A 23,114-nucleotide genomic window follows, 5' to 3' on the forward strand; every position below is an offset into this window, starting at 1 on the left:
TCACCTGGTACGACGGTGGGACCAGCCGAGCCGAGGAGGTACCGATGACCGGTGGACGGGAGACCGTGGAGGTCGACCCGGTGGTGTTCCGCGCCGTCTACGACTCGCCCGCCTCGCTGCCGGGCCGGCACTGCTGGACCACCCCGGAGTCGGACGTGCGCCGGCTGGAGAAGCTGCTGAACATGCCGGCGCGCAGCATCGGCGCCCCGCTGTGGGTGAGCGGCGACGAGCCGGACTGCCCGAAGTGCGGTCGCCGGGTGAACTGGTACGACATCGTCTCGTCGGCGCTGCACGGTGTGCACGACCGGGGGATGATCGCGCGGGTCATCCTCGGCGAGCGCAAGTACGTCAACACCGAGGTGCCCGAGGCCATCCCCGGCGTGCACTGCGCCGACTGCCGCACCCCGATCGAGGGGCTGCGCAGCTTCAAGTGCCACAACTGGGCGTACGCCTTCGAGGCGCTGGAGGAGATCGTCGGGCGGATGTCGGGCGTGCCGAGTCAGCCGGCCCCGCCCGCCTGAGCGCGCCCTGAGGGCTGTGCGGCGCGGGTCCTCCCGAGGTCGGTACGTCGTGGCCACCGAATCAGACCCGGCTGAGAGGCGCCTGAGACTTCGGTGCCCCGACAGTCATTCCCCCACCATCCTCAAGGTGAGCGGAGTATGAACAGTTGGTGAGGTGATTCATGACCGACGCCCTGGTGACAGACGTCCCGGATGTCAGTGCCGACTGGTACCACGACATCGTCGAGTTCGCCGACCGCACACCGGAACCGGTGCACTGGTTCGCGCTGCACTTCACCGAGGGGGCGATCGTCCTGCTCGGCATCCTGCTGGTGCTGGCCGCGCTGGCCCGACTGGTCGGCGGTGACCTCCGGGGCCGGGCGCTGGCCCTGGCCGCCCCGGTCGCGGTGGTCTGCGCGTACGCCTCCAGCGAGGGGTTGAAGACCCTGATCGCCGAGGACCGGCCCTGCCGCAGCCCGGCCGACCTGGTCATCGTGGCCGGGCACTGCCCGCCGGCCGGCGACTGGTCGTTCCCGAGCAACCACGCCACCATCGCGGGCGCGCTGGCCGCCGCCGCACTGCTGCTGCACCGCCGGATCGGCCTGGTGGCCGTCCCGCTCGCCGTGCTGGCCGCGTTCTCCCGCACCTTCGTGGGCGTGCACTACCCGCACGACGTGGCGGCCGGCCTGCTGCTCGGCGTCCTGGTCGGCACCCTGCTCACGCCGGTGCTGGCCCGCCCGGTGGCCGACGTCCTGCGCCGGCGGGTCCGCCGGGGCGCGACCCGCCCGGCCGTCCGGCCCGCGCGGCGCTGACCCGCTCGCCTGCGCTCACGTCGTCAGGACGAGGGTGGCGGCGGTGCCGAGGATGAGGAACGGGCCGAAGGGCAGGTGGCTGGACCACCGGACCCGGCGGGCGGCCAACAGCGCGAGGGCGGCCACCGCGGACAGCGTGACCGCCAGCACCAGCCCCGCCACCAGCGCCGGCCAGCCGTACCAGCCGAGCAGTGCCCCGGCGCCGAGCGCCAGCTTGGCGTCGCCGAGGCCGAACCCGCGCCGGCCGAGCAGCAGGGTGGTCGCCGCGAAGCCCACGCCCAGGGCGAGCCCGGCCGCGGTGGCCCGCAGCCAGGGCGCCGGGCCGGGCCCGGCCAGCGCCGCCGCACCGAGCAGCACCCACACCCCGGCCGCCGCCGGCCAGGTCAGCCGGTCCGGGAGCCGGTGCACCGCCGCGTCGACCAGGGCCAGCGGCACCGCGCAGGCGAGCCACCAGGCGACCGCCGCCCGCGTGCCGGCCGGCCCGCCGGTGAGCACCACCGCCGCCACCGCGGCGGCCAGGGCCACCTCCACCACCAGCGGCGCCGCGCCGACCCGGGCCCGGCAGGACGGGCAGCGGGCCGCCGGCCCGAGCGCCGGCAGCGGCCGGTCCAGGCCGATCGGCGCGCCGCAGCCGTCGCAGCCCGTCCGGTCGGGCACCCCCGGGGGTACGGCGTACCGCGCGACCGCCAACCGCAGCAGCGGGACGACCGCCAGGGCGGCCAGCAGCCGCACGCCCGGACGGCGGGCGGGGGCCGTCGGTGCGGTCGCGCGGACCCGTTCGGCGGTCACGCCGGCTCCCCCGAACGGCCGCGCCTGCTTCCACTCTGGAGCACGCAGAGTGAGTCCTGATCTCTCGCCGTGTCACGGATGGCGCGGAAACCGGCGTCCGGCGGTCGGGTGGCCCGGTCCGGGCGGGCGGCGCCCGGCGGCCGTCGGGCGGTCCGGGGGCCGGGGGGACGGATCGGACCAGAGGGACGGTTGACCCCCATTCCACCGCCCGATGACGCGCGCCCGGGACACCGGGTGTCGCGTGCGGGTGAACGCACTCCTGCCACCGGCCGACCCGGGTGCGGGCCGTTCGTCGTCGTCCGGACACCCACCGGCCGCCACCACCTGTCATCACTCACAGTGTTCGGATGAATTGCCTCTGTTGCCTCGGCGGACGTCAGCCTATGCTCGCCCCTTGGGTACGACGCAACCCCCGAACAATTGGCGTCGGAGGCCGACCGGAGACAACAGCTTTCGAATTCGTTAAAGATCAGTCGAGGTAAATGCAGCGGTAGCAGTTGTGGCCCGGACGTACACATCCGGGCGCGCTTCCGCATGCCCGGAGTGCGTTGACGCGACCACTCCGGGCCGCCACCGAGGAGGGCCCGGCGTTGCGCACACGGCAATCCCGCCGATGGGAAATCTGCCTGCTCAGCCTTGCTCTGCTGACCGCGACCGCCGGTTGCGGCAGCGAGCCCGAGGCGGCGACCCGCCCGTTGACCGCGGGTGCCGCCGCTCCCGCGGCGCATTCCACCGCCGAGGAGGTGGCGGCCGGAAAAGCCGCTCTCGCCGCCTATTCCGGCTATCTCGACGCGTCCCGGGCGGCGAGCGCACGCAGCGATCCCGGGCATCCCGCACTGGCCCGATTCGTGGCGGATCCGCTGCTGACCCGGGTGCGGATGGCAATTCGTGACGCGAAGGAGCACGGCGCGATGCGTACCGGAAAACTGGTGTCCGACCCCACCGTGGTGTCGGTCGACCTGGCCGCCGATCCGCCCACCGTGGAGATCCAGGACTGCCTGGACGCCACCGGCTACCGCCTCGTCTACGCCAAGGACCGCCGGGTCGTCCCCGGCACCCGCGGCGGGCGCTACCTGGCGACCGCCACGGCCACCCGCTACCCCGACGGCCGGTGGCTGGTCAGCGCCGGCGCCGGCCACCAGGACCAGCCGTGTTGACCTGGGGAGGAAGGGGTGTCCCGGCCCGCCCGGCCCGGGCCGGGACGCCCCGGCGGCTGCTGCTCACCGCCGGCCTGGCACTGCTGCTCGCGCTGACCGGCGCGCCCGCGCTGCTGCTGACCGGCGCGCCCGCCCGGGCCGGCGACCCCGGTGGCGAGTGCCCGCCCGGGCAGAACGACTGCAACGTCTGGGACGACGAGCCCGGCACCCCGGGCGGGCCGGGCGGCGGCGGCAACCCCGGCGGTGGCGGCGGGGACGGCGGCGGCGCCGCCGCGAAGTGCCAGTGGAACGGCCGGGTGATCCCCTGCTACGACGACGTGCTCGGCTGGTTCAACAACGGCGACGGCTGCTACTACAAGCTGGCCGAACCCCAGCCCGAAGCGCCCGAGGGCCAGCAGTGGTACGTGCAGACCTGCAACGGCGGTGACGTGGGCGCGCAGACCGTGGTGCTGCGCGACGGGCCGCCCCCCGGCTACGGCGCGCCGCCCGACCCGGAGGAGTTGGCCCGCCGGGCGCTGGCCTCGATCTCGCTGTTGCCGCCCCGCGTCGCGGTGGCGCCTCGGCGCAGCAAGGGCCCCGGCCTGGTGGGGCTGCCGGTCTGGATGTGGGCCAGCGGCGGGGCGTCCTACTTCGGGCCGCTGCACGCCTCCGCCTCCGACCGCGGGGTGACCGTCGAGATCACCGCCCGGGTCACCCGGATCGTCTGGGACATGGGCGACGGCACCGAGGTCACCTGCACGGGCCCCGGCACGCCGTACGCCTCCGACGGTCCGCGGGCCGGGCTGACGTCGCCCGACTGCGGCTACGACAGCGGTTACGCCCGAGCCCGCACGTACGAGGTCAGCGCCACCACGTTCTGGACCGTCGAGTGGTCCGGCGGCGGCGAGAGCGGCGAGATCGCGCAGAGCCGGGTCAGCGGAACCGTTCCCGTGCAGATCAACGAACTTCAGGTGGTGACGCGATGAGTGTGGCGACGCGGAACGGCACTCCCCTGGACGCGCCCGTGGCGCCGCCCAAGGTGGTCCGGCAGCGGCGGATCCGCCCCGGCCTGCTCGGCCTGGCCGTGCTGCTCATCGCCCTCGGCGGGCTGGGTGCGGCGTTCGCGGTCACCTCGGTCCGGTCCACCGGCAGCTACCTCGCGGTGGCCCGGCCGGTCGAGGTCGGCCGGCAGCTCACCGCCGACGACCTGGTCCCGGTGCGGGTGTCGGGCGGGCGGGAACTCCAGCCGGTGCGGGCCGACCGGATCAAGGAGGTGCTGGCCCTGCGCGCGGCCGTCCGGCTCACCCCCGGCACGCTGCTGACCCCGGCCCAGCTCACCGACGCGCCACTGCTCGGCGCCGGGCAGCAGCAGATCGCGCTGGGGCTGAAGCCGAGCCAGGTGCCCGCCCGCAAACTGCACCCCGGCGACAAGGTGCTCCTGGTCAGCACCCCGGACAACAGCTCCGGCAGCGGCGGCACCCCGCGCGGCGGCGGCACCCGGTTCGAGGCCACGGTGATCGACACCGCCGCGCCGGAGAACAACGACGTGGTGGTCTACCTGGCGCTGGCCGTCCGGGACGTGCCGGCCGTGGTGGCGCTGGCCGCGGACGACCGGATCGCGCTCGTGCTCACCGGGGCGGCCTGATGGCGGTCATCGCCCTGGTGTCGGCGAAGGGCTCGCCGGGCGTCACCACGACCGCGCTGGCCGCCGCGCTGAGCTGGCACCGGCGGCTCGTGCTGGCCGAGTGCGACCCGGCGGGTGGCTCGGTCCTGGCCGGCTACCTGGGCGGGGCGCTCGACGGCCCGCGCGGCCTCGGCGAGCTGGCCGTCGGGGAGCTGCGGGACGGCAACCTGGAGAGCGCGTTCTGGTCGCAGCTCGTCGACCTGGACGCGCCGAAGCGGGAACGGCTGCTGCTGCCCGGCGTGGTCGACCCGGCCCAGGCCGGCAGCGTCACCCCGCTCTGGCAGCGCTTCGCCGACTTCTTCACCGGCCTGGAGAAGGGCGTGCCGCCGTACGACGTGCTGGTCGACTGTGGCCGGTTGCAGGTCGCCGGTCCACCGTGGCCGGTGCTGCGGGCCGCGGCCGTGGTGCTGCTGGTCACCCGGGCGCACCTGCCCGACCTGTCCGCCACCCGCGCCACGATCAAGGCCATCGAGCGGGACTTCGCCGAGCACCGGGTCCCCCCGGGCACCGTGCGCCTGCTGGTGGTCGGGGACGGGCATGGCACCAGCGAGATCAGCAAGGCGCTGCGGCTGCCGGTGATCGCCCGCCTCCCGCACGACCCGCGTACCGCCGCGGTGCTCGGGCACGGCGGCACCGTACGCGCCAACCGGCCCCTCCTGCGCGCGGCCGGCCAGTTGGAGGTGCCGGTCCGGGCGCTGCTGGAGCGGCGGCGGGCCCGGCTGGCCTGGCCGGGCGCCCCCGCCCCGCGCCCGGTGACCGCGCCGAGCACGCCGGGGGTGTCCGGTGCGGTTTGAGCCCGTCTCCCACGACCCGCGCGGGCAGCAGCCCGGCGCCACGTCGACGGTTCCCCCGCTGGTCCCGCCGAACGGGCGGCACCCGCTGCATCCGCCGCCCGCCGCGCCGGTCGCGCCGCCGCCCCGTCCCCGGATCGACTTCGCGGTGGTCCGCGAGCTGCGGCGGGAACTCAGCGAACGGCTCACCCTCTGGCAGCGCGGCCGGGAGTTCGACGCGGACGCCGAGGAGGTCGAGCGGGCCCGGCTGGCCGTCGCGGTGGTCTCCGCGTACGCGGACTCGGTGCGCCGCGCCGGGACGCCGATGGCCGCCGACGAGGAGCGGCTGCTGCTCGACCAGGTGACCGCCGAACTGGTCGGCCTGGGCCGGCTCCAGACGCTGCTGGTCGACGACACCATCGAGGAGGTGCACATCCTCGGCTGCGACCAGGTGCGCATCACCCGGCACGGCGGCGGCGTCGACTGGGCCGAGCCGATCGCCGACAGCGACGACGAACTCGTGGAGATCCTCCAGGCGGCGGCCCGCCGGGCCGGGGCGACCGAACGGTCGCTCTCCACCTCCAAGCCGACGCTCGACCTGCAACTGCCCGACGGCAGCCGGCTCGCCGCGGTGTTCCTGGTCAGCCACCGCCCGTACGCGGTGATCCGCAAGCACAACACGCTCGCGGTGAGCCTGGAGGACATCGCCGGTGGCCGGCCCGACCTGGACGAGATGATCGACCCGCTGCTGCGCGACTTCCTCCGCGCCGCCATGCGGGCCGGGCTAAACATCATGGTGGCCGGGCTCGCCGGGGCCGGGAAGACCACGGTCATCCGGGCGCTGATGGACGAGATCCCGGCGGACGAGCCGTACGTGCTGCTGGAGGAGAGCCGGGAGCTGCTGCCGGCCCGCCACGCGCACAAGCACCGGGCGGTGATGAGCTTCGAGTCCCGGGAGGGGCACGGCGAGCGCGGGCTGGACGGTCGACCGGCCGGTGAGGTCAGCATCGCCGACCTGATCCCGGTGTCGCTGCGGATGGGCGTGCTGCGGATCATCGTCGGCGAGGTGCGGTCCCGGGAGATCGTGCCGATGCTCCAGGCGATGACCACCAGCCGCGGGTCGATGTGCACGATCCACGCGCGTACCCCGGCCGGGGTGGGCGAGCGGATCATCGAGCTGGCGCTGGCCCACGGCCGGGAGATGACGGTCGACCAGGCCCGCCGGATGGCCGGCAACGCGCTGGACCTGATCGTCTACGTCACCGTCGAGGACGAGAGCGCCATCGGCGGCCGCAAGCACCGCTTCGTGTCGCACGTCGAGGAGGTCATCGGCGTCGGCGAGGGCAACCGGATCACCACCACCAGCGTCTTCGGCCCGGGGCCGGACGGCCGGGCGGTGCCCCGCCACCTCCCCGAACGGATCCGCGACCAGCTGCTGCGGGTCGGCTACGACGCCCGGCTGCTCACCCGGTTCATCGAGGCCGGCACGGGCGCCTGGCGGCGTCCCCGGCACACCCGGCTCGGGCGGCGGTGAACCCGTGAGCGCGAGGAGTGAGCCGGGTTTGCGAGCCCCGCAGTCGCGAACGAAGGCGAGCCCGGCATGACGACGATCGAGCTCATCGCGCTGGTCTCCGGGGCGGCGTGCGTGGCCGGGCTGGTGCTCGCGGTGGTCGCGCTGGTCGGCACCCGCCGGCCCGCCGGATCGACCCCGGGCTCCGGGCCGGGGCTGAGCCGGCTCTGGACCGGCTCCGGGGCGAGCCGCCGGGAGCAGCACCGCTACCAACTCCTGCTCGGCGCGGCCGTGGTGGTCGGCGCGCTGGCCTTCCTGCTCACCGGGCTGCCGGTGGTCGGCCTGCTGGTGGCGCTGGCGGTGCCCGGGGTGCCGTGGCTGTTCGCGGTGGGCCGGGCCGAGCAGCGGGCCATCGCCCGGATCGAGGCGGTCGGCGAGTGGACCCGGCGGCTCAAGGACATCTCCGGCACCGGGCAGGGCCTCCAGCAGGCCATCATCGGCACCATCGCCACCGCGCCGGAGGAGATCCAGGACGAGGTGCGCACCCTGGCGGCCCGCCTCCAGGCCGGCTGGCTGGCACGGTCCGCCCTGCTCGCCTTCGCCGACGAGATCGCCGACCCGGTCTGCGACCAGGTCGTGGCGGCGCTGATCCTGCACCTCACCGACCGGGGCGAACGCCTCGGCGACGTGCTCGGCTCGATCGCCAGCGCCGCCTCGGCCGAGGTGGCCACCCGGCGGGAGGTCGAGGCGAAGCGGACGCAGCCCCGGTTCGCGGTCCGCTTCCTCACCGGGATGACCCTGGCCACGCTCGCGTACGGGCTGGTCAACAGCGACTACGTCCGGCCCTACGGGACGGTCTTCGGGCAGCTGGTCATGGCGGTGCTCGGGGCGGCCTTCGTCGGGCTGCTGGTCTGGGTGCGGTCGATGAGCCAGCCGCCCCGCCCGGCGCGTTTCCTGCCGGTGCCCGACCCCGAGGAGGCGATCGCATGATGGTCAACGGGCAGTTGGCGATCGCCGTGCTGGGCGGCGCGTTGGTGGGGCTGGGCCTGTTCCTGGTGGTCCGCGAGGCACTGCCGGCCACCCCGGCGCTCGGCCCGGCGCTGCGCCGGCTGCACCAGCCGCCCGGCCAGGCCCCGGTGGCCGGGCGGGGACCGGACTGGCTGGGCGGCGTCTCCCGCTGGCTGCGCCCCCCGCACCGGCAGCTCGCCCTGCTCGACCGGACCCCCGAGCAGTACGCCCTGTCCGTGGTGCTGTCCGCGCTGGTCGGGTTCGCCACTCCGGCGGTCGCCTCGGCCGTGCTCTTCCTGGGCGGGGTGGCGCTGCCACTGGCCGTACCGGTGCTCGGGAGCCTGGGGTTCGCACTGGTCGCCGGCCTGCTCGCGCACCGCGCGGTGCTGGCCAGGGCGGACGCCGCGAGGGACGAGTTCCGTCAGGCCGTCTGCACCTACCTGGACCTGGTGGCGTTGCAGCTCTCCGCCGCGCACGGCCCGGTGCAGTCGCTGGAGCGCGCGGCGGCGGTCTGCGACGGCTGGGTCTTCGACCGCATCCGGGAGGCGCTGCGGATCGCCCAGCTCCAGATGCACTCCCCCTGGGACGAGCTCCAGGAACTGGCCGACCGGATCGGCATCCCGGAGCTGGGCGACGTGGGGGCCATCATGCGCTCCTCCGGCAGCGAGGGCGCCCAGGTCCACGAGACCCTGCGCAGCCGCGCCGACTCGCTGCGCGACCAGATCCGCACCGACAACCTGGCCCGCGCCGAGGGGGTGACCAGCCGGCTGGACATCCCCGGCTCGCTGCTGGTCTTCGTCCTGCTCGGTTTCGCCGTCTATCCGTTCCTCGCCCGCCTGTGAACCCACCCCGAGAAGGAGAAGCGCATGCACCTCTACACCTACGTCTACGCCGCGGTGAGCAGCCGCCTGGCGGAGCTGCGGCGGGACACCGAGCGGGGCGACAGCCCGGTGCCGACCGCGGTGATCATCTTCGGCCTGGTCGCGGTGGCCATGGCGGTCACCGCGCTCGCCCTGGCCAAGGCCAACAACTGGATGAACGCCATCCCCAACAACACGGCGCCGCAGGCCCCGTGATGCCCAGCCCCGCCCGTACGGACCGGAGCCGGCCGGCGCCCGCCGGCCGGCGCGGCCCGGGGCGGATCACCACCGTCCTCCGGAGAAGGCTCGCCACGGGCGGGTCCGAGCGGGGAGCGAACCCGGTCGAGCTGGCGGTGGTGATGCCGGCGATCCTCGTGCTGCTCTTCGCCTCGATCCAGCTCGCGGTCTGGTTCGTCGCCCGGTCCACCGCCCTCAACGCGGCGCAGACCGGGGTGAACGCCCAGCGGGCCTTCCAAGCCCCGCCCGAGGCGGGCCGGGACCGGGCCACCACCTTCCTCCGCGCCGCCGGGGACTGGCTGGTCGGCTGGCAGAACCCCGGCCCCACCTGCGAGATCATCACGACCGGGGGCGCCCCCACCGAGGTCACCTGCACGGTCAGCGGGCGGTCCCTGTCGGTGATCCCGGGGGTCGACTTCCCGGTCCGGCAGACCGCGCACGGCACCGCCGAACGCTGGACGACGGGGTGAGGCGGGTGGCACGCGACCGGGGTTCCGTCTCGATCGAGGTGGCGGTGCTCGCCCCCGCCTTCATCGGGTTGATGGTGCTGGCCGGGGTGGCCGGACGGACGGCCGTCGCCGACGAGGCGGTGGAGTCGGCCGCCCACGACGCGGCCCGGGCCGCCTCGATCGCCCGCGACCCGCGCACCGGCGAATCCGACGCCACCGACGCGGCTCGCCGCCAGCTCGACTGGTCGGGGCTGCGCTGCACGGCGCCACCGGTGTTGAGCCTCAGTGGCTCGGTGGGCGGCGCCGCGACCACCTTCCGGAACGCGTACGGCGGCGCACCGGGGGTGCCGGCGACCGTCACGGTCCGGGTGACCTGCACGGTCTCCTTCGACGACCTGCGGGCACCCGGGCTGCCGCTGGTGCTGGACGGCAAGACCGTCTCGGCGAGCTTCACCTCCCCGCTGGACACCTACCGGAGCCGCGGATGACCGGGTGGCGCGCCGCGGAGAGCGGCCGGGTGAGCCTCTTCCTCGCCGTGGCGATGATCGGCGTACTCGTGATCATCAGCCTGGCGTACGACGGCGCCGGGCAGCTCCGCTCGTTGCAGCGCGCGGACAACCTGGCCGCCGAGGCGGCCCGCAGCGGCGGGCAGATGATCGACCGGGCCAGCGCCATCGAGGGCGGCCCCAAGCAGATCGACGAGGTGGCCGCCCGGAAGGCCGTCGCGGGCTACCTCACCGCCGCCGGCGGGGTCCGCGACCACGACGTCACCTTCCCGGTGGTCGCCGGCGAACGGCAGATCCAGGTACGCGTCCGCATCACCTACCGCCGGGACCTGCTCGGTCTCTTCGGCTTCCAGAACACCGCCACCGTCACCGGTGAGGCCACCGCGCGGGCGCTCACCGGAGCCCCGTAGGAAGGGAAGGCAGCCATGGCTGCATCGCAACGCTCGGCCGTCCGGCGGACCGGCCAGGTCCTCACCGGGCTCGGCGCCCTCGTCGTGCTCTGCGCGGTGCTGGCCGGTGGGCCGGTCGCCCTCCTGGCCTTCGCCGGCAACCCCCTCCCCGACCACCTGCCCGCCCTGGCCGAGGTGGGCACAACGTTGACCAGCCGCGACGACGGGCAACTCTTCCTGCGGGCGCTGGCCGTGGTGGGCTGGTTCGGTTGGGCCACGTTCGCCTTCTCCGTACTCGTGGAACTCCTCGCGGCGACGCTGCGCCGGCCGGCGCCCCGCCTGCCCGGGATGCGCCGCCAGCAGCGGGCCGCGGCCACGCTGGTCGGCTCGGTCGCGCTGATCCTGGCGGCCAGCCCGGCCGTGGCGAGCGCCGCCACCCTGGCCGCGCCGCAGCCGGTCGCCGCCGCGCCGGCGGTGGTCACCCCGCAGGCCGGCCCCGCGCTCGCCGCCCCGCCCGTGCGGGCCGCCTCGGTGACCACCGACCCGGCGGTGTACCGGGTGGCGAAGGGCGACTACCTGGGCGAGGTGGCCGAACGCTACCTGGACGACTTCGACCGTTACCGCGAGGTGGCCCGGCTGAACCGGCTCGCCGACCCGGACCGGATCCGCCCGGGGCAGCTGATCAAGCTGCCCGAGGGATCGGTGGACGCGGGGGCCCGCCGGCACGCGACCGGCCGGCTCGTGGACACCTCGACCAGCCCGTCCCGGTCGGCTCTGGGCAAGGCGGCGACGCCGGGCGGCGGCGGTTCGTCCGCCACCACGCCGAAGGGCAAGCCCTCCCCGCACCCCACCGGACGGGACACCACGCCCACGGTCGAGGCGCCGGCCGGGCAGCCGCCGGCCATGTCGGCGGGCGCCTCCCGGGCCACCCCCGAGGACGGGATCAACCGCCCGCTGGCCATTTCCGCGGTGCTGGCCGTGGCGGCCATCGTGGGCGCGCAGATCGGCGCGCTCCTCGGGCTGCGGCGCCGGCCGGTCTCCGGCGTGCGGGCCCTCGTGAGCGGTCGCCACCGCAGGGACTGACCCCGGGTCGATCGTGGACGGCAGCGGCCCCCGGTGGGACCGCTGCCGTCGAAGGTTCCGCCGGCCGTCAGGGGAGGCGGGCCTCCAGGCGGCCGTTGACCACGCGGGTGGGGAGGACGACCTGGTCGTTGCCGGACGGGCCGTGCACGACCTCGCCGCCGTTGAGGCGGAAGGTGCTGCCGTGCCAGGGGCAGACCACGCAGGCGTGGCCGTCGATCTCCTGCACCTCACCCTCACCGAGCGGGCCGCTCTGGTGCGGGCAGCGCTCCAGCATCACGGTGACGTCGTCGCCGTGCCGGTAGAGGATCACCGAGACGTCGTCGATCTCCCGGGTGAGGAGCTGCCGCTGCGGCAGGCTCGACATGTCGCCGAGCGGGTGCCACCCCTCGCTGACCAGGTGCAGCTCCGAGATGCTCTGGCTGACCTGCGCGCCCTGCTTGTACGCGAGGTGCCCACCGAGGTACGCCCCGGCGCTCGCCGCCGACAGCCCCAGGTAGGCGAGCGCGCGGCCCATGTTGTGCCGCCCGTTCAGCCGGGCCGCCAGCGAGCCGGCGTAGAGCGACAGCGCGACGCTGTTCGCGGCGGCGTGCACGAGGCCGATCCGGCGCTGGTCGCGGGAGAGGGCCGCCCAGTCGTTGAGCCCGGCCACCGCCGCGGGCAGCGCGCTGGCCGTACCGACCCCGATCAGCGCGGTCGCGGCACGGCGCTGTCCGGGCATCAGGTCCACGACGGCGGCCGAGATCCAGGCGCCGACCGGCACCTGCACCATGGCCGGGTGCAGCGGATGCCCCAGCCAGACGCCGTGCAGGAAGTCCCGGACCCGCTGGGGACGCAGGGTGCCCTGGACGGCGCGCTGCAACCGGTCACCGACCCGGTCGAGTCGGGTGCTCTGCTCGATCTTCGTCAATAGTTCGCGCACGTGGTCCGACTTCCCGGCAGGAGAGGTCCCAAACCGGGCGGCGGTGACGGATCACCCCATCGGGTGGTTCTCGTCCGCCCGCCAGCGGTCGGTGTGCAGGGCGGCGGCGAGCGGCCGGGGCGTACGCCAGCCGTGCCGGACCAGGTCGGGAACGGTCTGGAGGTGGCTCACCGGGCCCACGCAGAGCCACGCCACCGGCCGGATGCCGGGCGGGATGCCGAGCAGGTCGGCCAGGAACGGCTCCCGGTAGAAGGAGACCCAGCCGACGCCGAGCCCCTCGGCGGTGGCGGCCAGCCAGAGGTTCTGGATGGCCAGGCAGACCGAGTAGAGGCCGGCGTCGGCGATGGCGTGCCGGCCGAGCACCGCCGGCCCACCCCGCTGCGGGTCGTACGTGACCACGACCGACAGCGTCGACTCCAGCACCCCGTCGATCTTGATGCGGGCGAACCGCTCGGCCGCCGCACCGTCCAGTGTGGCCGCGAAGGTGTCCCGCTCGACCTGGACGTGCGCGTGGAACCGGCGCCGGGTCTCCGGGTCACGCACCAGGACGAAGTCCCAGGGCTGCGAGTTCCCCACGCTCGGCGCGGCGTGCGCGGCGGTGAGGATCCGATCCAGGACGTCGTCCGGCACCGGCTCCCCGGTGAACTCGGCGCGCACGTCGCGGCGGCGGTGGATGACGTCGTACAGGTCCACAGGCAGGCTCCCGCTGCGCTCCACCGGCTTCCCGATTCTCCCCGCGCACGCGGGGCACCTCACCTGATCGTTGCCGCCGCCGATGCTACGAGAGCGGCGCCGCCGGAGCGAGGGTGGCTCGGGGGCGAGGTCAGGCGGGTGGGGCGAGCTCGCGCAGCACCTGGCTGAGCCGGTCGATGCGCGACTGCGCCTCGGTGCGCAGTCGCTCGGCGAGCGCATGCCAGTCCTCGGCGTTCGGCGCGTGCCCCGGTGGCAGCGCCGCGAGTGCCCGGCCCACCTCGGCCAGGGTGAGGCCGACCCGCTGGCACGCCTCGATCATCGCCAGGCGGCACATCACGTCGCCGTGGTAGCGGCGCTGGTTGCCGGCCGTGCGGTCGCTGCTGATGAGGCCCTGCGCCTCGTAGAACCGGATCGCCGACGCGGAGACGCCGCTGCGTTGCGCGACCTGGCCGATCGTCAGGCCGGGCTCGTGCCAGTCGAAGGACGTGTCCTGCTTCACGCCCCGAGTATGCCCACCGGATGTTGACCTCAACAATTGTTGAGGTTCTACGGTCGGCTCCATCGAGTTCCCGAGAATTCCCTGGAGGCGACGATGATCCTGGTGACCGGTGCGACGGGCAACGTCGGGCGGCGCGTGGTCGAGCGGCTGGCTGCCGCGGGCCACGGCGTACGGGCCGTCACCCGCGACCCGAGCCGCGCGGGCCTGCCGGCGGGTGTCGAGGTGGTGGCCGCCGACCTGGCCGATCCGGAGACGGTGCGCCCGCACCTGGACGGTGTCCGCGCGGTGTTCCTGATCTGGCCGTTCGTCGACCCGGCCACGACGGCGCAGCTCGCTCCGCGGGTTGCCGCCGTGCTCGCCGGTGCCGGGTCGCCCCGGGTGGTGTACGTGTCGGCCGCCTCCGCCGAGGCCGACCCGGGCTCGTTCTGGGCCCTGGTGGAACGCGCCATCGTCGCGTCGGGCCTGCCCTGGACGATGCTGCGCCCCACCGGGATCGCCACCAACACGCTGGCCTGGGCGCAGTCGATCCGCGCCGAGGGCGTGGTGCGCTGGCCGTACGGCGCGGCGGCCCGTTCGATGGTCCACGAGGACGACATCGCGGCCGTGGCGGTCGAGGCGCTGACCACCGACCGGCACGACCGGCGGACCTACGTGCTCAGCGGCCCGCAGACGGTCACCCAGGCCGAGCAGGTGCGCCTCATCGGTGCGGCGATCGGCCGCGACCTGCGGTGGCAGGACGTGCCCGCCGAGGCGGTGCGCCCGATGCTGGCCGCAGCGATGGGCAGCGCCGCCTTCGCGGATGCGGCGCTCACCGGCTGGGCCGCCATGGCGGAGACTCCGGAGCAGGTGACCGGCGACGTGGCGGCGGTGCTGGGCCGCCCCGCCCGGACGTTCGCCCACTGGGCCGCCGACCACGCGGCCGACTTCGCCTGACCCGACCGGGAGCCTGCGCTGCGGCACGTCCGCCGTCGGGCAAATCCCTCGCGGCGCGCGCCGCCGAAGTCCATCGTGGTGCGGGTGTACGCACATGCCTCCCGTACCCCCTCGGCCGCCCCGGCGGCCCGGCTCGTCGCGGCGCTGGGCCGGCCCGAGGCCGTGCCCCCGCCGCTGCTGATGCTGCTGGGCATGGTCTCCACCCAGGTCGGCGCGGCGGTGGCCAAGCAACTCTTCGCCGCCACCAGCGCCGGCGGTACGACCACCCTCCGGCTGGGCCTCGGCGCGCTGGTGCTCCTGGCGGTCACCCGCCCCACCCGCTGGCCCGGCTGGCGGGCGGGCGGCGTGGTGTTCGCGGTGCTGCTCAGCCTGGAGCCGGCGGTGGCCGCGGTGGTCGGCGTGCTGCTCCTGGGCGAGCTGCTGGCCTGGCCGCAACTGGCCGGCGTGGCCTGCGTGGTGGGCGCGGCCCTCGGCGCCACCCTGGCCCGCCGGCGGGCGGAATAGCGGGGATCTGGCGCGGCGGCCGCCGTCGAGGGCATGCTGAACCGATGGGGGTACGCGTCGAGCACGCCGGACCGGTGACCACGGTGATCCTGGACCGGCCGAAGGCCCGCAACGCCGTCGACGGCCCGACCGCCCGGGCCCTGGCCGACGCGTTCCGCGCCTTCGAGGCGGACCCGGACGCGGCGGTCGCCGTGCTCTGGGGCGCGGGCGGCACGTTCTGCGCCGGCGCCGACCTGAAGGCCATCGGCACGCCGCGCGGCAACCGGGTCGAACCCGAGGGTGACGGCCCGATGGGCCCCACCCGGATGCGCCTGTCCAAGCCGGTGCTCGCCGCGATCTCCGGCTACGCGGTGGCCGGCGGCCTGGAGCTGGCGCTCTGGTGCGACCTGCGGGTCGCCGAGTCGGACGCCACGCTCGGGGTGTTCTGCCGACGCTGGGGCGTGCCGCTGATCGACGGCGGGACGGTGCGGCTGCCCCGGCTCATCGGCGAGAGCCGGGCCATGGACCTGATCCTCACCGGCCGCCCGGTGCCCGCCGACGAGGCGTACGCGATGGGTCTGGTGAACCGGCTGGTCGCGCCGGGCGCGGCCCGGGCGGAGGCCGAGCGGCTGGCCGCGGAGATCGCCCGGCACCCGCAGACCTGCCTGCGCAACGACCGGGCCGCGGTGCTGTCGGGCGCCGGCCTGCCCGAGCCGGAGGCGCTGGCCACCGAACTCGCCTTAGGGATGGAGTCCCTGGTCACCGACGGGATGCACGGCGCGAACCGGTTCACCGCCGGCGCCGGCCGGCACGGCACGCCGGCGAACTGACGGCTATTTCAGGTTGCGCAGGGCGTCCTCGATGGCGCGGTGGAAGGTCGGGTACGCGTAGATCATGTGCCGGAGCTGGCTGACCGGGACGGCCGCGTGCACGGCCACGACCAGCGCGGACAGCACCTCGCCGCCGGCCGGGCCGACCGAGGTGGCGCCGATGAGCACGCCGTGGTCGGCGTCGGCGACCAGCTTGATCAAGCCGGCGTTGCCGGCCTTGTGGATCCACCCACGGGTGGACGAGGTGAGGTCGGTGCAGCCGACCTGGACGTTGATGCCGCGGGCGCGGGCCTGCTGCTCGGTGAGGCCGACCGCGCCGACCTCCGGGTCGGTGAACGTGACCCGGGGCAGCGCGCGGTAGTCGGCGACCGGCACGCTGCCCGGCGCCACGGTCGAGCCACCCGTGCTCATCGCCCCGCCGACCGCGCTGACGACGCCGGCCGCGCCGCCCACCACGCTGGCGGTGCCACTGGCGTCCGGCCCGCCCTTCAACCGTCGAATGTGGTCGAGCACGTCGGCGACGACGATGCCCGCCTGGTACATGGCGATGTGGGTGAAGGCGCCCTCGCCGGTGAGGTCGCCGACCGCCCAGATCCCGTCGGCGGCGTGCATCCGCCCGTTCACCGGCAGGTAGCGCTGCGTGCAGTCGATGCCGACCGAATCGAGGCCCAGCTCCTCCAGGTGCGCCCGGCGGCCGGTCACCACCAGCAGCTTCTCGCCGCTGAACGCACGGTCGCCGGCGTGGACGGTGAAGCTCGTGCCGTCGTGGGCGACCCGCTCGGCCTTGACCCCGGTGTGGATCTCCACCCCGTCGGCGCGCAGCGCCCCGGCGACGATCTCGGAGGCCTCCGGCTCCTCGACGGCGAGCACCCGGTCGGCCGCCTCGACCACGGTCACCCGGACCCCGAACCGGGCGAAGACCTGGGCCAGCTCCAGACCGATCGCGCCGCCGCCCAGCACCAGCAGCGACGCCGGCAGCTCCTCGACCTCGATGGCCTGGTGGTTGGTCCAGTACGGGGTGTCGGCCAGGCCGTCGATCGGCGGGACCGACGGGCGGGTGCCGGTGCCGAGGACGACCCCGTACCGGGCCTCGAACACCTGGTCGCCGACGCGGACCCGGTTCGGGCCGTCGAGCCGGCCGCTGCCCCGAACGAACCGGCCGCCCCTGCCGGTGAACCGGTCCACGGCGACCCGGTCGTCCCAGGTGTCGGTGGCCTCCTCGCGGATCCGCTTGGCGACCGGCGCCCAGTCGAGCCGCACCTCGGCGCTGCCGGCCAGCTCGTTGACCCGGCGGGCCTCGGCGAGGGCGTTGGCCGCCCGGATCATCATCTTGCTCGGGATGCAGCCCCAGTAGGGGCACTCGCCGCCGACCAGGTCGCGCTCGATCCCGACCACGGTGAGGCCGGCCTCGGCGAGTCGCCCGGCCACCTCCTCGCCGCCGACGCCCAGCCCGACCACGACCACGTCCACCAGTTCCGACTCCGCCACCCCGCCAGCATTCCGCACCGCCGGGCCACCGGCCACCGCGTCGGGCCGGAATTCCCGCGCCGGTGATCATCCCCACCGCCTACGGTGGCCGGATGCAGGCACGCTTCGCTCCGGTCCGGGACTGCTTCCACGACCTGTTCGCCACCGGCCGGGAGACCGGCGCGGCGCTGGCCGTCTGGCATGAGGGCGCGCCGGTCGTCGACCTGGTCGGCGGCACCCGCGCCGCCGTCCCGCCCGGCGTGGCCGTCCCGGCCGTCGGGGCCGAGGCGCCGTGGCGGCCGGACACCCTGGTGAACGTCTACTCGGTGGGCAAGCCGGTGGTCGCGCTCTGCCTCCTGCTCCTCGTCGACCGGGGCCGCGTCGACCTCGACGCGCCGGTGTCGGCGTACTGGCCCGGGTTCCGCGCCCCGGCCACCGTGCGGCAGGTGCTCGCCCACACCGCCGGGCTGCCCGCGTTCCCGGTGCCCCGGCCCGTCGCGGCGCTCACCGACTGGGGGCTGCTCTGCGCCGACCTGGCCGCCGCCGATCCGGAGTGGACGCCGGGCACCGTCGCGGGCGAGCACGCCTGGACGTACGGGCACCTGGTCGGCGAGCTGGTCCGCCGGGTGGACGGGCGGCCGGTGGGGCGGTTCCTGGCCGAGGAGATCGCCGGGCCGTGGCGCCTCGACCTGGCCTTCGGCCTGGACGCGACGGACCAGCGGCGCTGCGCCGACGTGTCGTACGCCGACCCGGACTGGCCGCTGCGGATGCTGGGCGAACCGGGGTCGCTGCGCGCCCGCGCGGTGGGAAACCCGGCCGGCGGCCTGGACGTGGCGGTAGTGAACGACCCGCTCTGGCGCGGCACGGAGATCCCCGCGGTGAACCTGCACGCCACCGCGTCCGCCCTGGCCCGCCTCTACGCCGGCCTGCTCGCCGGCGGCACCCTCGACGGGGTACGCCGGTTCAGCCCCGAGCTGGTCGCCGAGGCGACCCGGGTGCAGTACGACGGGCCGGACCTGGTGCTGGACCGGCGGGCGTACTGGACGTTGGGCATGCAGTGGGAGCCGGACGGGAGCTGGGGCATGGGCGGGATCGGCGGCAGCAGCGCCTGGGCCGACCCGGAGCGCGGCTACACCTTCGCGTACACGACGGGGCGGTTGGCCGACCACGACCGGGTGGAGGAGCTGGTCGAGGCGTTGCACTCCTGTCTCTGACGGGAAGTGGACTGACCGACACGCGTGGTGACCCTGTCACGCTGCGTCAGTCGCCGCTACGCTCCGTTCCTCGTGGAGAACGAAGCACCCGCGCCGGCCACCCGGCTGACGGAGCACTCCGGGGTGGCCGCCAACGTGGTCTCCGCCGTGGCCGGGCTGGTCGCCCTGGTGCAGGCCATCCGCTCGGACCCGCTGTGGATCGTGCTGGGCCTGGTCGCCCTGGCCGCGCTGGTGGCATACCAGGTCTGGCGCCGGCGCTGGCGGACGGCCGGGCTGGCCACGGTGGCGCTGCTGGTGCTCGGCGCCGCCGGCTGGGGGCTGCACCAGGATCGGCGGGACGCCACGCCGACCGCCGCGACCACCACACCGGTCGGCACGACGACCACGCTCCCGGCGCCGGCCACGACCGCTGCCGCCACGCCGGCCGGCCCGACGGGCGCTCCGAGCGGCTCGACCCCGGGCCGCGGCACCGGCGCGTCCGCGGCCGTGATCTTCAGCGACGTGGTGCAGCTCGACCAGAAGACCGGGGTAGACGTGGACGAGGGCCGCGCCGTCAAGCGGTACGCCCAGGACGCGACGGTCGACCTCTACCTGGACTGGGGCTACATCCTCTATTCCAGCGCCCGGCACAGCGCTTTGTACGACGACACCTACGCCGGCCCGGAGGAGGGCGCCGCGGCTCGCTGCGCGACCTACCGCGAGGCGCGCCGGACGAGCGCACCACATCACTACGTCGGCAGTGGCCAGCAGTTCTGCTTCACCACCTCGAACGGGCACCCCGGGTGGTTGCAGGTGGTCAACCAGGCGGGCGACGGCGGCGCCGTGATCAAGCTGACCGTGTGGCGGGAGTGAGCCGTCACCGCAGCCAGACCGGGGCGGTGCCCGGGACCTCCAGCGGGGGCGGATAGTCCAGCGCGGCGCGCGCCCGCTCGGGCAGCCGCCACGGCTGGTGCACCGCCTTCCCCTCGATCGAGGCCAGCTCCGGCACGTGCCGGCGGACGTACGCGCCGTCCGGGTCGTAGCGTTCGGCCTGGCGGACCGGGTTGAAACCGCGGTGCGGCCGGGCGTCGTTGCCGGTGCCGGCCACCCACTGCCAGTTGCCCGAGTTGTCGGGCACGTCGCCGTCGAGCAGCCAGCGGAAGAAGACGGCCACCCCGGGCCGCCAGTCCAGCCGGAGGTGCCGGGTCAGGTAGCCGGCGGTGATGAGCCGCGCCCGGTTGTGCATCCAGCCCTCGGCGCGGAGCTGCCGCATGCCGGCGTCCACGATCGGCATCCCGGTGCGCCCCTCGGTCCAGGCGTCCAGCGCGCGCTGGTCGTACCGCCAGTCCTCCGTCACCCCCCGCCGGTAGGCCCGGGACGACAGGTCGGGGAAGGCGGCGGCGACCTGGTGGTGGAAGTCCCGCCAGCAGAGCTGCCGGACGAACGGCCCGCTCCGGTCGCCGGCCCGGTTCGCCACGGCCAGCGGCGAGAGGCAGCCGAAGCGCAGGTAGGGACTGAGCCGGGAGGTCTGGTCGCCGGCCATGTCGTCGTGGATGTCGTCGTACCGGCCCAGGGTCGGCAGCCACCCGCTGAGGCGGCGCCGGGCGATGCTCTCCCCGCCGGCGGCCGCGTCGGGGGACTCGCCCGGGGGCGGGTCGGGCAGCCGGCCCGGATCGACGCCGTCGGGCAGCCGTACCCGCTCCGGTGCGGCCAGTTCCTCCCGCACGGTCGCGCCCTGCCAGGCGCGGAAGTAGGGGCTGAACACCCGGTAGTGGTCCCCGCTGGCGGGCCGCAGGTCACCCGGCCCGACGATCGTGAGGCCGGGGAAGAGCCGGAGGAACATCCGGTGCCGCTCGCACTCCTCGCGCAGCCGGCGCTCGCGACGCCGGGCGTACCGGCTCACGTCGGCGGAGAGGCCGATCCCCTCCGCGCCGACCGCGCGGGCCAGCCGGACCGTCTCGGCCACCGGGTCGCCGCGCCGGACCACCAGGTCGCCGCCGCGCCTCCGGAGCGCCTCGCGCAGCTCGGCGAGGCTCTGGTGCAGGAACCGGGTGCGGTTCGGGGAGAGCCGTTGCAGTGCCGGGTCGAGCAGGTACAGCGGCACCACCCGGTCGAAGGCCGAGCACGCCGACGCCAGCGCCGGGTGGTCGTGCACCCGCAGGTCGCGGGTGAGGAGCACGACGGCAGTGCGGTCGCTCACGCCGCCAGGGCCGGCCGGAGCGCCGGGCCGGGGATCCGCACCGGCGCGCCGGCCGGGGTGACCAGCGCCTGCGCGGCCACCGCCATCCGCCGCCGCCCGGGTACGCGGGCCCGCCGGCTGAACACGTCGAAGTCCTGGGCGGCCACCTCGTCGAGGATGCCGCCGTACAGCGCGTACGCGGTGCGCATGCACGCCTGCGAGGCCGGGGCGAGCAGCGGGATGCCGGGCGCGGCGGCCTCGTAGTGGGCCTGGGCCCGGTTCACCTCGTACTCGATCAGCTCGCGAAGCCGCGGGGTGCCGCGGCCGGCGGCCCGGGCGGCCAGCAGGTCCTCCCGGGTGAGGTCGAACGCGGCCAGGTCCTCGTCCGGCAGGTAGGTCCGCCCCCGGTCCAGGTCCTCGGCCACGTCCCGGATGAAGTTGGTGAGCTGGAAGGCGAAGCCGAGCTGGCGGGCCGGCTCCCGGGCGGCGGCCGGATCGGAGCTGCCCAGGATCGGCAGCATCATGGTGCCGATGACCGCGGCCGAGCCCTCCATGTAGTCGAGCAGGTCGTCGTAGGTCGGGTAGGACGTCACGGTCAGGTCCATCGTCATGCTGCCCAGAAACGACGCGAAGTCGTCGCGGTCCAGGTCGAAGACGGCGATGGTGTGCAGCACGGCGGGAAGCAGCGGGTCGTCGACCGGCTCGCCGTGCAGGCCGGCGACGAACCGGGCGGACCACTCCGCGAGCCGGGCCGCGCGCTCGGCCGGCGGCAGGTCCTCGGTCCGGTCGACGATCTCGTCGGCGTAGCGGGTGAAGCCGTACAAGGCGTGCACGTGCCGCCGTTTCCAGGCAGGCAGCAGCCGGGTGGCGAGATAGTAGGTACGGCCGTGACGCCGGTGCAGCTCGCGGCAGCGCTCATAGGCAGCGGTGAGATCCGTGTCCACCGGCCCTCCTCAGATTCGACGCAGCAATCGACGCAACTCGTAACCCTAGGGTACGCTCGCGCACATGGCCAACGACGCAGTTGCCGGCAGTCCGCCCCGCTTCGTCGCGCCGGCACAGCCCGGAGCGACAGACGACCCGGTCCGCGACGTCCTGGCCGCGTTCACACACGACCTGGTGACGGGCGTCGACGAGACCCTGACGGCGTTCCTGGCCACCGAGGTCGACGCGCTCAGCGAGATCGACGCGGCGATGGGCGGGTTCGCCGCGACGGCCCGCGACTGCGTGCTGGCCGCCGGCAAACGGGTCCGGCCGACCTTCGCGTACTGGGGCTGGCGCGGAGTGGCCGGCGGCGACGCCCCGCTGCCCGCGGTGCTGCCGGCCCTCGCCGCGCTCGAACTGCTGCACACCTTCGCGCTGGTGCACGACGACGTGATGGACGCCTCCGACACCCGGCGCGGCCGGCCCACCGCGCACCGGGCCGCGGCCCGGCGGCACCGGGCCGCCGGGCACACCGGCGACCCGGAGCGCTACGGCGAGGCCGTCGCCGTGCTCATCGGCGACCTCTGCCTGGTCTGGGCCGACCGGCTCATGGCGCACGCCGCCGTGCCGCCGGCCCGCCTGCTCGACGTGCGCCGCTGCTACGACCAGATGCGGGTGGAGACCGTCGCCGGGCAGTTCCTCGACGTGCTCGGCGAGCACGACGCCGCGAACTGGTCGGTCGACCGGGCGCTGCGGGTGGCCCGCTACAAGACGGCCGGCTACACCGTCCAGCGACCGCTGCTCTTCGGCGCCGCCCTGGCCGGGGCCGAGGCGGACACGCCGCTGATCGCCGCCTACACCCACTACGGGCTGGCCGTCGGCGAGGCGTTCCAACTCCGCGACGACCTGCTCGGGGTCTACGGTGATCCGGCCGCCACCGGCAAGCCGGCCGGGGACGACCTGCGGACCGGCAAGCCGACGGTGCTGCTGATGCTGGCCCGGCAGCTCGGCACGCCGGCCCAGCGCCGCGCCCTGGAACGGGCCGGCACGGTCACCGGGGCGGGCGAGGTGGCCCGGCTGGCCGACCTGGTCCGCGACACCGGGGCGGTGGCCCGGGTGGAACGGATGATCGCCGACCGCGTGACCGAGGCGCAGGTGGCCCTCGACGACGCGCCGATCGACGGCACCGCGCGGACCGCGCTGACCGGCCTCGCGACCGCCGCCACCACGAGGCGGGCATGATGGGCAACTTCACGAACAA

27 protein-coding genes are annotated in these 23,114 nt (G+C 75.2%); 20 read left to right on the forward strand and 7 right to left on the reverse strand.

What is annotated here, in order from left to right:
• The first annotated feature begins 44 nt into the window (after positions 1-44).
• Positions 45-521, forward strand: coding sequence for a hypothetical protein (locus tag ABZS80_RS03885; RefSeq protein ID WP_151461117.1), 477 nt, complete (start codon positions 45-47; stop codon positions 519-521).
• A gap of 161 nt (positions 522-682) precedes the next feature.
• Complete coding sequence (locus ABZS80_RS03890; protein WP_355054320.1) at positions 683-1,312, forward strand: phosphatase PAP2 family protein; 630 nt, start codon at positions 683-685, stop codon at positions 1,310-1,312.
• A 15-nt stretch (positions 1,313-1,327) separates the two neighbouring features.
• On the opposite strand, the gene ABZS80_RS03895 is transcribed toward ABZS80_RS03890, so the two are convergent.
• Positions 1,328-2,101: a prepilin peptidase gene (locus ABZS80_RS03895; RefSeq protein WP_355054321.1), complete on the reverse strand. Its 774-nt coding sequence runs from the start codon at positions 2,099-2,101 to the stop codon at positions 1,328-1,330.
• A 590-nt stretch (positions 2,102-2,691) separates the two neighbouring features.
• Between ABZS80_RS03895 and ABZS80_RS03900 the strand changes: the two genes are divergently transcribed.
• The 12 genes from ABZS80_RS03900 (at position 2,692) to ABZS80_RS03955 (ending at position 11,733) form a co-directional block, all read left to right on the forward strand.
• Positions 2,692-3,258 carry a hypothetical protein gene (locus ABZS80_RS03900; RefSeq protein WP_355054322.1) on the forward strand — a complete coding sequence of 189 codons (567 nt, stop codon included), beginning with the start codon at positions 2,692-2,694 and terminating at the stop codon, positions 3,256-3,258.
• Complete coding sequence (locus ABZS80_RS03905; protein ID WP_355054323.1) at positions 3,252-4,223, forward strand: hypothetical protein; 972 nt, start codon at positions 3,252-3,254, stop codon at positions 4,221-4,223. Before ABZS80_RS03900 ends, ABZS80_RS03905 begins: the two co-directional genes overlap by 7 nt.
• Positions 4,220-4,882, forward strand: coding sequence for an SAF domain-containing protein (locus ABZS80_RS03910; protein ID WP_355054324.1), 663 nt, complete (start codon positions 4,220-4,222; stop codon positions 4,880-4,882). The genes ABZS80_RS03905 and ABZS80_RS03910 overlap by 4 nt, the downstream gene beginning before the upstream one ends.
• Positions 4,882-5,715 (forward strand): ParA family protein, encoded by an 834-nt coding sequence (locus tag ABZS80_RS03915; protein WP_355054325.1) that lies wholly within the window; start codon positions 4,882-4,884, stop codon positions 5,713-5,715. The genes ABZS80_RS03910 and ABZS80_RS03915 overlap by 1 nt, the downstream gene beginning before the upstream one ends.
• The gene (locus ABZS80_RS03920) at positions 5,705-7,225 is read left to right on the forward strand and encodes a CpaF/VirB11 family protein (RefSeq protein WP_355054326.1); all 1,521 of its coding nucleotides are present in this window, start codon (positions 5,705-5,707) and stop codon (positions 7,223-7,225) included. Before ABZS80_RS03915 ends, ABZS80_RS03920 begins: the two co-directional genes overlap by 11 nt.
• A 66-nt stretch (positions 7,226-7,291) precedes the next feature.
• On the forward strand, positions 7,292-8,191 hold the full coding sequence (locus ABZS80_RS03925) for a type II secretion system F family protein (RefSeq protein WP_355054327.1): 900 nt from the start codon (positions 7,292-7,294) through the stop codon (positions 8,189-8,191).
• On the forward strand, positions 8,191-9,051 hold the full coding sequence (locus ABZS80_RS03930) for a type II secretion system F family protein (protein WP_355054660.1): 861 nt from the start codon (positions 8,191-8,193) through the stop codon (positions 9,049-9,051). Before ABZS80_RS03925 ends, ABZS80_RS03930 begins: the two co-directional genes overlap by 1 nt.
• A gap of 24 nt (positions 9,052-9,075) precedes the next feature.
• Positions 9,076-9,285, forward strand: a complete 210-nt coding sequence (locus ABZS80_RS03935) for a hypothetical protein (protein WP_151461127.1) — start codon at positions 9,076-9,078, stop codon at positions 9,283-9,285.
• Entirely contained in the window at positions 9,285-9,776 is a 492-nt protein-coding gene (locus tag ABZS80_RS03940) for a TadE family protein (protein ID WP_355054328.1), read from the forward strand. Before ABZS80_RS03935 ends, ABZS80_RS03940 begins: the two co-directional genes overlap by 1 nt.
• 5 nt (positions 9,777-9,781) lie before the next feature.
• On the forward strand, positions 9,782-10,243 hold the full coding sequence (locus ABZS80_RS03945; RefSeq protein WP_355054329.1) for a TadE/TadG family type IV pilus assembly protein: 462 nt from the start codon (positions 9,782-9,784) through the stop codon (positions 10,241-10,243).
• Complete coding sequence (locus tag ABZS80_RS03950; RefSeq protein WP_151461130.1) at positions 10,240-10,671, forward strand: pilus assembly protein TadG-related protein; 432 nt, start codon at positions 10,240-10,242, stop codon at positions 10,669-10,671. The genes ABZS80_RS03945 and ABZS80_RS03950 overlap by 4 nt, the downstream gene beginning before the upstream one ends.
• Before the next feature lie 15 nt (positions 10,672-10,686).
• A complete protein-coding gene (locus ABZS80_RS03955; RefSeq protein ID WP_355054330.1) occupies positions 10,687-11,733 on the forward strand; it encodes a LysM domain-containing protein in 1,047 nt (348 codons plus the stop codon).
• A 67-nt stretch (positions 11,734-11,800) separates the two neighbouring features.
• Here the strand turns inward: ABZS80_RS03955 and ABZS80_RS03960 are convergent, their stop codons facing one another.
• The 3 genes from ABZS80_RS03960 to soxR all read right to left on the reverse strand — a co-directional run bounded on the left by ABZS80_RS03960 (position 11,801) and on the right by soxR (position 13,844).
• Positions 11,801-12,652, reverse strand: coding sequence for a DUF2231 domain-containing protein (locus tag ABZS80_RS03960; protein WP_355054331.1), 852 nt, complete (start codon positions 12,650-12,652; stop codon positions 11,801-11,803).
• A gap of 51 nt (positions 12,653-12,703) precedes the next feature.
• Complete coding sequence (gene bluB / locus ABZS80_RS03965) at positions 12,704-13,345, reverse strand: 5,6-dimethylbenzimidazole synthase (protein ID WP_355054332.1); 642 nt, start codon at positions 13,343-13,345, stop codon at positions 12,704-12,706.
• A 130-nt stretch (positions 13,346-13,475) separates the two neighbouring features.
• On the reverse strand, positions 13,476-13,844 hold the full coding sequence (soxR, locus tag ABZS80_RS03970; RefSeq protein WP_355054333.1) for a redox-sensitive transcriptional activator SoxR: 369 nt from the start codon (positions 13,842-13,844) through the stop codon (positions 13,476-13,478).
• Positions 13,845-13,937: 93 nt separating this feature from the next.
• Here soxR and ABZS80_RS03975 point away from each other — a divergent pair, with 93 nt between their 5' ends.
• From ABZS80_RS03975 to ABZS80_RS03985, 3 genes are all read left to right on the forward strand, one after another.
• A complete protein-coding gene (locus ABZS80_RS03975) occupies positions 13,938-14,777 on the forward strand; it encodes an NAD(P)H-binding protein (RefSeq protein ID WP_355054334.1) in 840 nt (279 codons plus the stop codon).
• 84 nt (positions 14,778-14,861) lie between these two features.
• Positions 14,862-15,281 carry a hypothetical protein gene (locus tag ABZS80_RS03980; RefSeq protein WP_355054335.1) on the forward strand — a complete coding sequence of 140 codons (420 nt, stop codon included), beginning with the start codon at positions 14,862-14,864 and terminating at the stop codon, positions 15,279-15,281.
• Between the two features lie 44 nt (positions 15,282-15,325).
• A complete protein-coding gene (locus ABZS80_RS03985) occupies positions 15,326-16,090 on the forward strand; it encodes a crotonase/enoyl-CoA hydratase family protein (protein WP_355054336.1) in 765 nt (254 codons plus the stop codon).
• Positions 16,091-16,093: 3 nt separating this feature from the next.
• On the opposite strand, the gene ABZS80_RS03990 is transcribed toward ABZS80_RS03985, so the two are convergent.
• The gene (locus ABZS80_RS03990; protein ID WP_355054337.1) at positions 16,094-17,578 is read right to left on the reverse strand and encodes an FAD-dependent oxidoreductase; all 1,485 of its coding nucleotides are present in this window, start codon (positions 17,576-17,578) and stop codon (positions 16,094-16,096) included.
• Between the two features lie 92 nt (positions 17,579-17,670).
• Between ABZS80_RS03990 and ABZS80_RS03995 the strand changes: the two genes are divergently transcribed.
• Entirely contained in the window at positions 17,671-18,771 is a 1,101-nt protein-coding gene (locus ABZS80_RS03995; RefSeq protein WP_355054338.1) for a serine hydrolase domain-containing protein, read from the forward strand.
• A gap of 72 nt (positions 18,772-18,843) precedes the next feature.
• Positions 18,844-19,623: a hypothetical protein gene (locus ABZS80_RS04000; RefSeq protein ID WP_355054339.1), complete on the forward strand. Its 780-nt coding sequence runs from the start codon at positions 18,844-18,846 to the stop codon at positions 19,621-19,623.
• 4 nt (positions 19,624-19,627) lie between these two features.
• Here ABZS80_RS04000 and ABZS80_RS04005 read toward each other — a convergent pair whose 3' ends face one another.
• Both ABZS80_RS04005 and ABZS80_RS04010 read right to left on the reverse strand, forming a co-directional pair.
• Positions 19,628-20,950 carry a deoxyribodipyrimidine photo-lyase gene (locus ABZS80_RS04005; RefSeq protein ID WP_355054340.1) on the reverse strand — a complete coding sequence of 441 codons (1,323 nt, stop codon included), beginning with the start codon at positions 20,948-20,950 and terminating at the stop codon, positions 19,628-19,630.
• Positions 20,947-21,873, reverse strand: coding sequence for a phytoene/squalene synthase family protein (locus ABZS80_RS04010; protein WP_355054341.1), 927 nt, complete (start codon positions 21,871-21,873; stop codon positions 20,947-20,949). The genes ABZS80_RS04005 and ABZS80_RS04010 overlap by 4 nt, the downstream gene beginning before the upstream one ends.
• Before the next feature lie 64 nt (positions 21,874-21,937).
• On the opposite strand from ABZS80_RS04010, the gene ABZS80_RS04015 reads away from it, so the two are divergent.
• Positions 21,938-23,095, forward strand: coding sequence for a polyprenyl synthetase family protein (locus ABZS80_RS04015; RefSeq protein ID WP_355054342.1), 1,158 nt, complete (start codon positions 21,938-21,940; stop codon positions 23,093-23,095).
• Positions 23,096-23,114: the final 19 nt, after the last annotated feature.

This window comes from Micromonospora sp. NPDC005305 (assembly GCF_040607315.1).
Classification (GTDB): domain Bacteria; phylum Actinomycetota; class Actinomycetes; order Mycobacteriales; family Micromonosporaceae; genus Micromonospora.

Excerpts from the sequence above, each read along its gene's own strand:
- ABZS80_RS03935 (WP_151461127.1), top strand. The coding sequence starts at position 9,076 with ATGCACCTCTACACCTACGTCTACGCCGCGGTGAGCAGCCGCCTGGCG.
- ABZS80_RS03885 (WP_151461117.1), top strand. The coding sequence starts at position 45 with ATGACCGGTGGACGGGAGACCGTGGAGGTCGACCCGGTGGTGTTCCGC.
- ABZS80_RS03910 (WP_355054324.1), top strand. The coding sequence starts at position 4,220 with ATGAGTGTGGCGACGCGGAACGGCACTCCCCTGGACGCGCCCGTGGCG.
- ABZS80_RS03940 (WP_355054328.1), top strand. The coding sequence starts at position 9,285 with ATGCCCAGCCCCGCCCGTACGGACCGGAGCCGGCCGGCGCCCGCCGGC.
- ABZS80_RS03890 (WP_355054320.1), top strand. The coding sequence starts at position 683 with ATGACCGACGCCCTGGTGACAGACGTCCCGGATGTCAGTGCCGACTGG.
- ABZS80_RS03955 (WP_355054330.1), top strand. The coding sequence starts at position 10,687 with ATGGCTGCATCGCAACGCTCGGCCGTCCGGCGGACCGGCCAGGTCCTC.
- ABZS80_RS03985 (WP_355054336.1), top strand. The coding sequence starts at position 15,326 with ATGGGGGTACGCGTCGAGCACGCCGGACCGGTGACCACGGTGATCCTG.
- ABZS80_RS04015 (WP_355054342.1), top strand. The coding sequence starts at position 21,938 with ATGGCCAACGACGCAGTTGCCGGCAGTCCGCCCCGCTTCGTCGCGCCG.
- ABZS80_RS03950 (WP_151461130.1), top strand. The coding sequence starts at position 10,240 with ATGACCGGGTGGCGCGCCGCGGAGAGCGGCCGGGTGAGCCTCTTCCTC.
- ABZS80_RS03975 (WP_355054334.1), top strand. The coding sequence starts at position 13,938 with ATGATCCTGGTGACCGGTGCGACGGGCAACGTCGGGCGGCGCGTGGTC.
- ABZS80_RS03930 (WP_355054660.1), top strand. The coding sequence starts at position 8,191 with ATGGTCAACGGGCAGTTGGCGATCGCCGTGCTGGGCGGCGCGTTGGTG.
- ABZS80_RS03995 (WP_355054338.1), top strand. The coding sequence starts at position 17,671 with ATGCAGGCACGCTTCGCTCCGGTCCGGGACTGCTTCCACGACCTGTTC.
- ABZS80_RS03915 (WP_355054325.1), top strand. The coding sequence starts at position 4,882 with ATGGCGGTCATCGCCCTGGTGTCGGCGAAGGGCTCGCCGGGCGTCACC.
- ABZS80_RS03925 (WP_355054327.1), top strand. The coding sequence starts at position 7,292 with ATGACGACGATCGAGCTCATCGCGCTGGTCTCCGGGGCGGCGTGCGTG.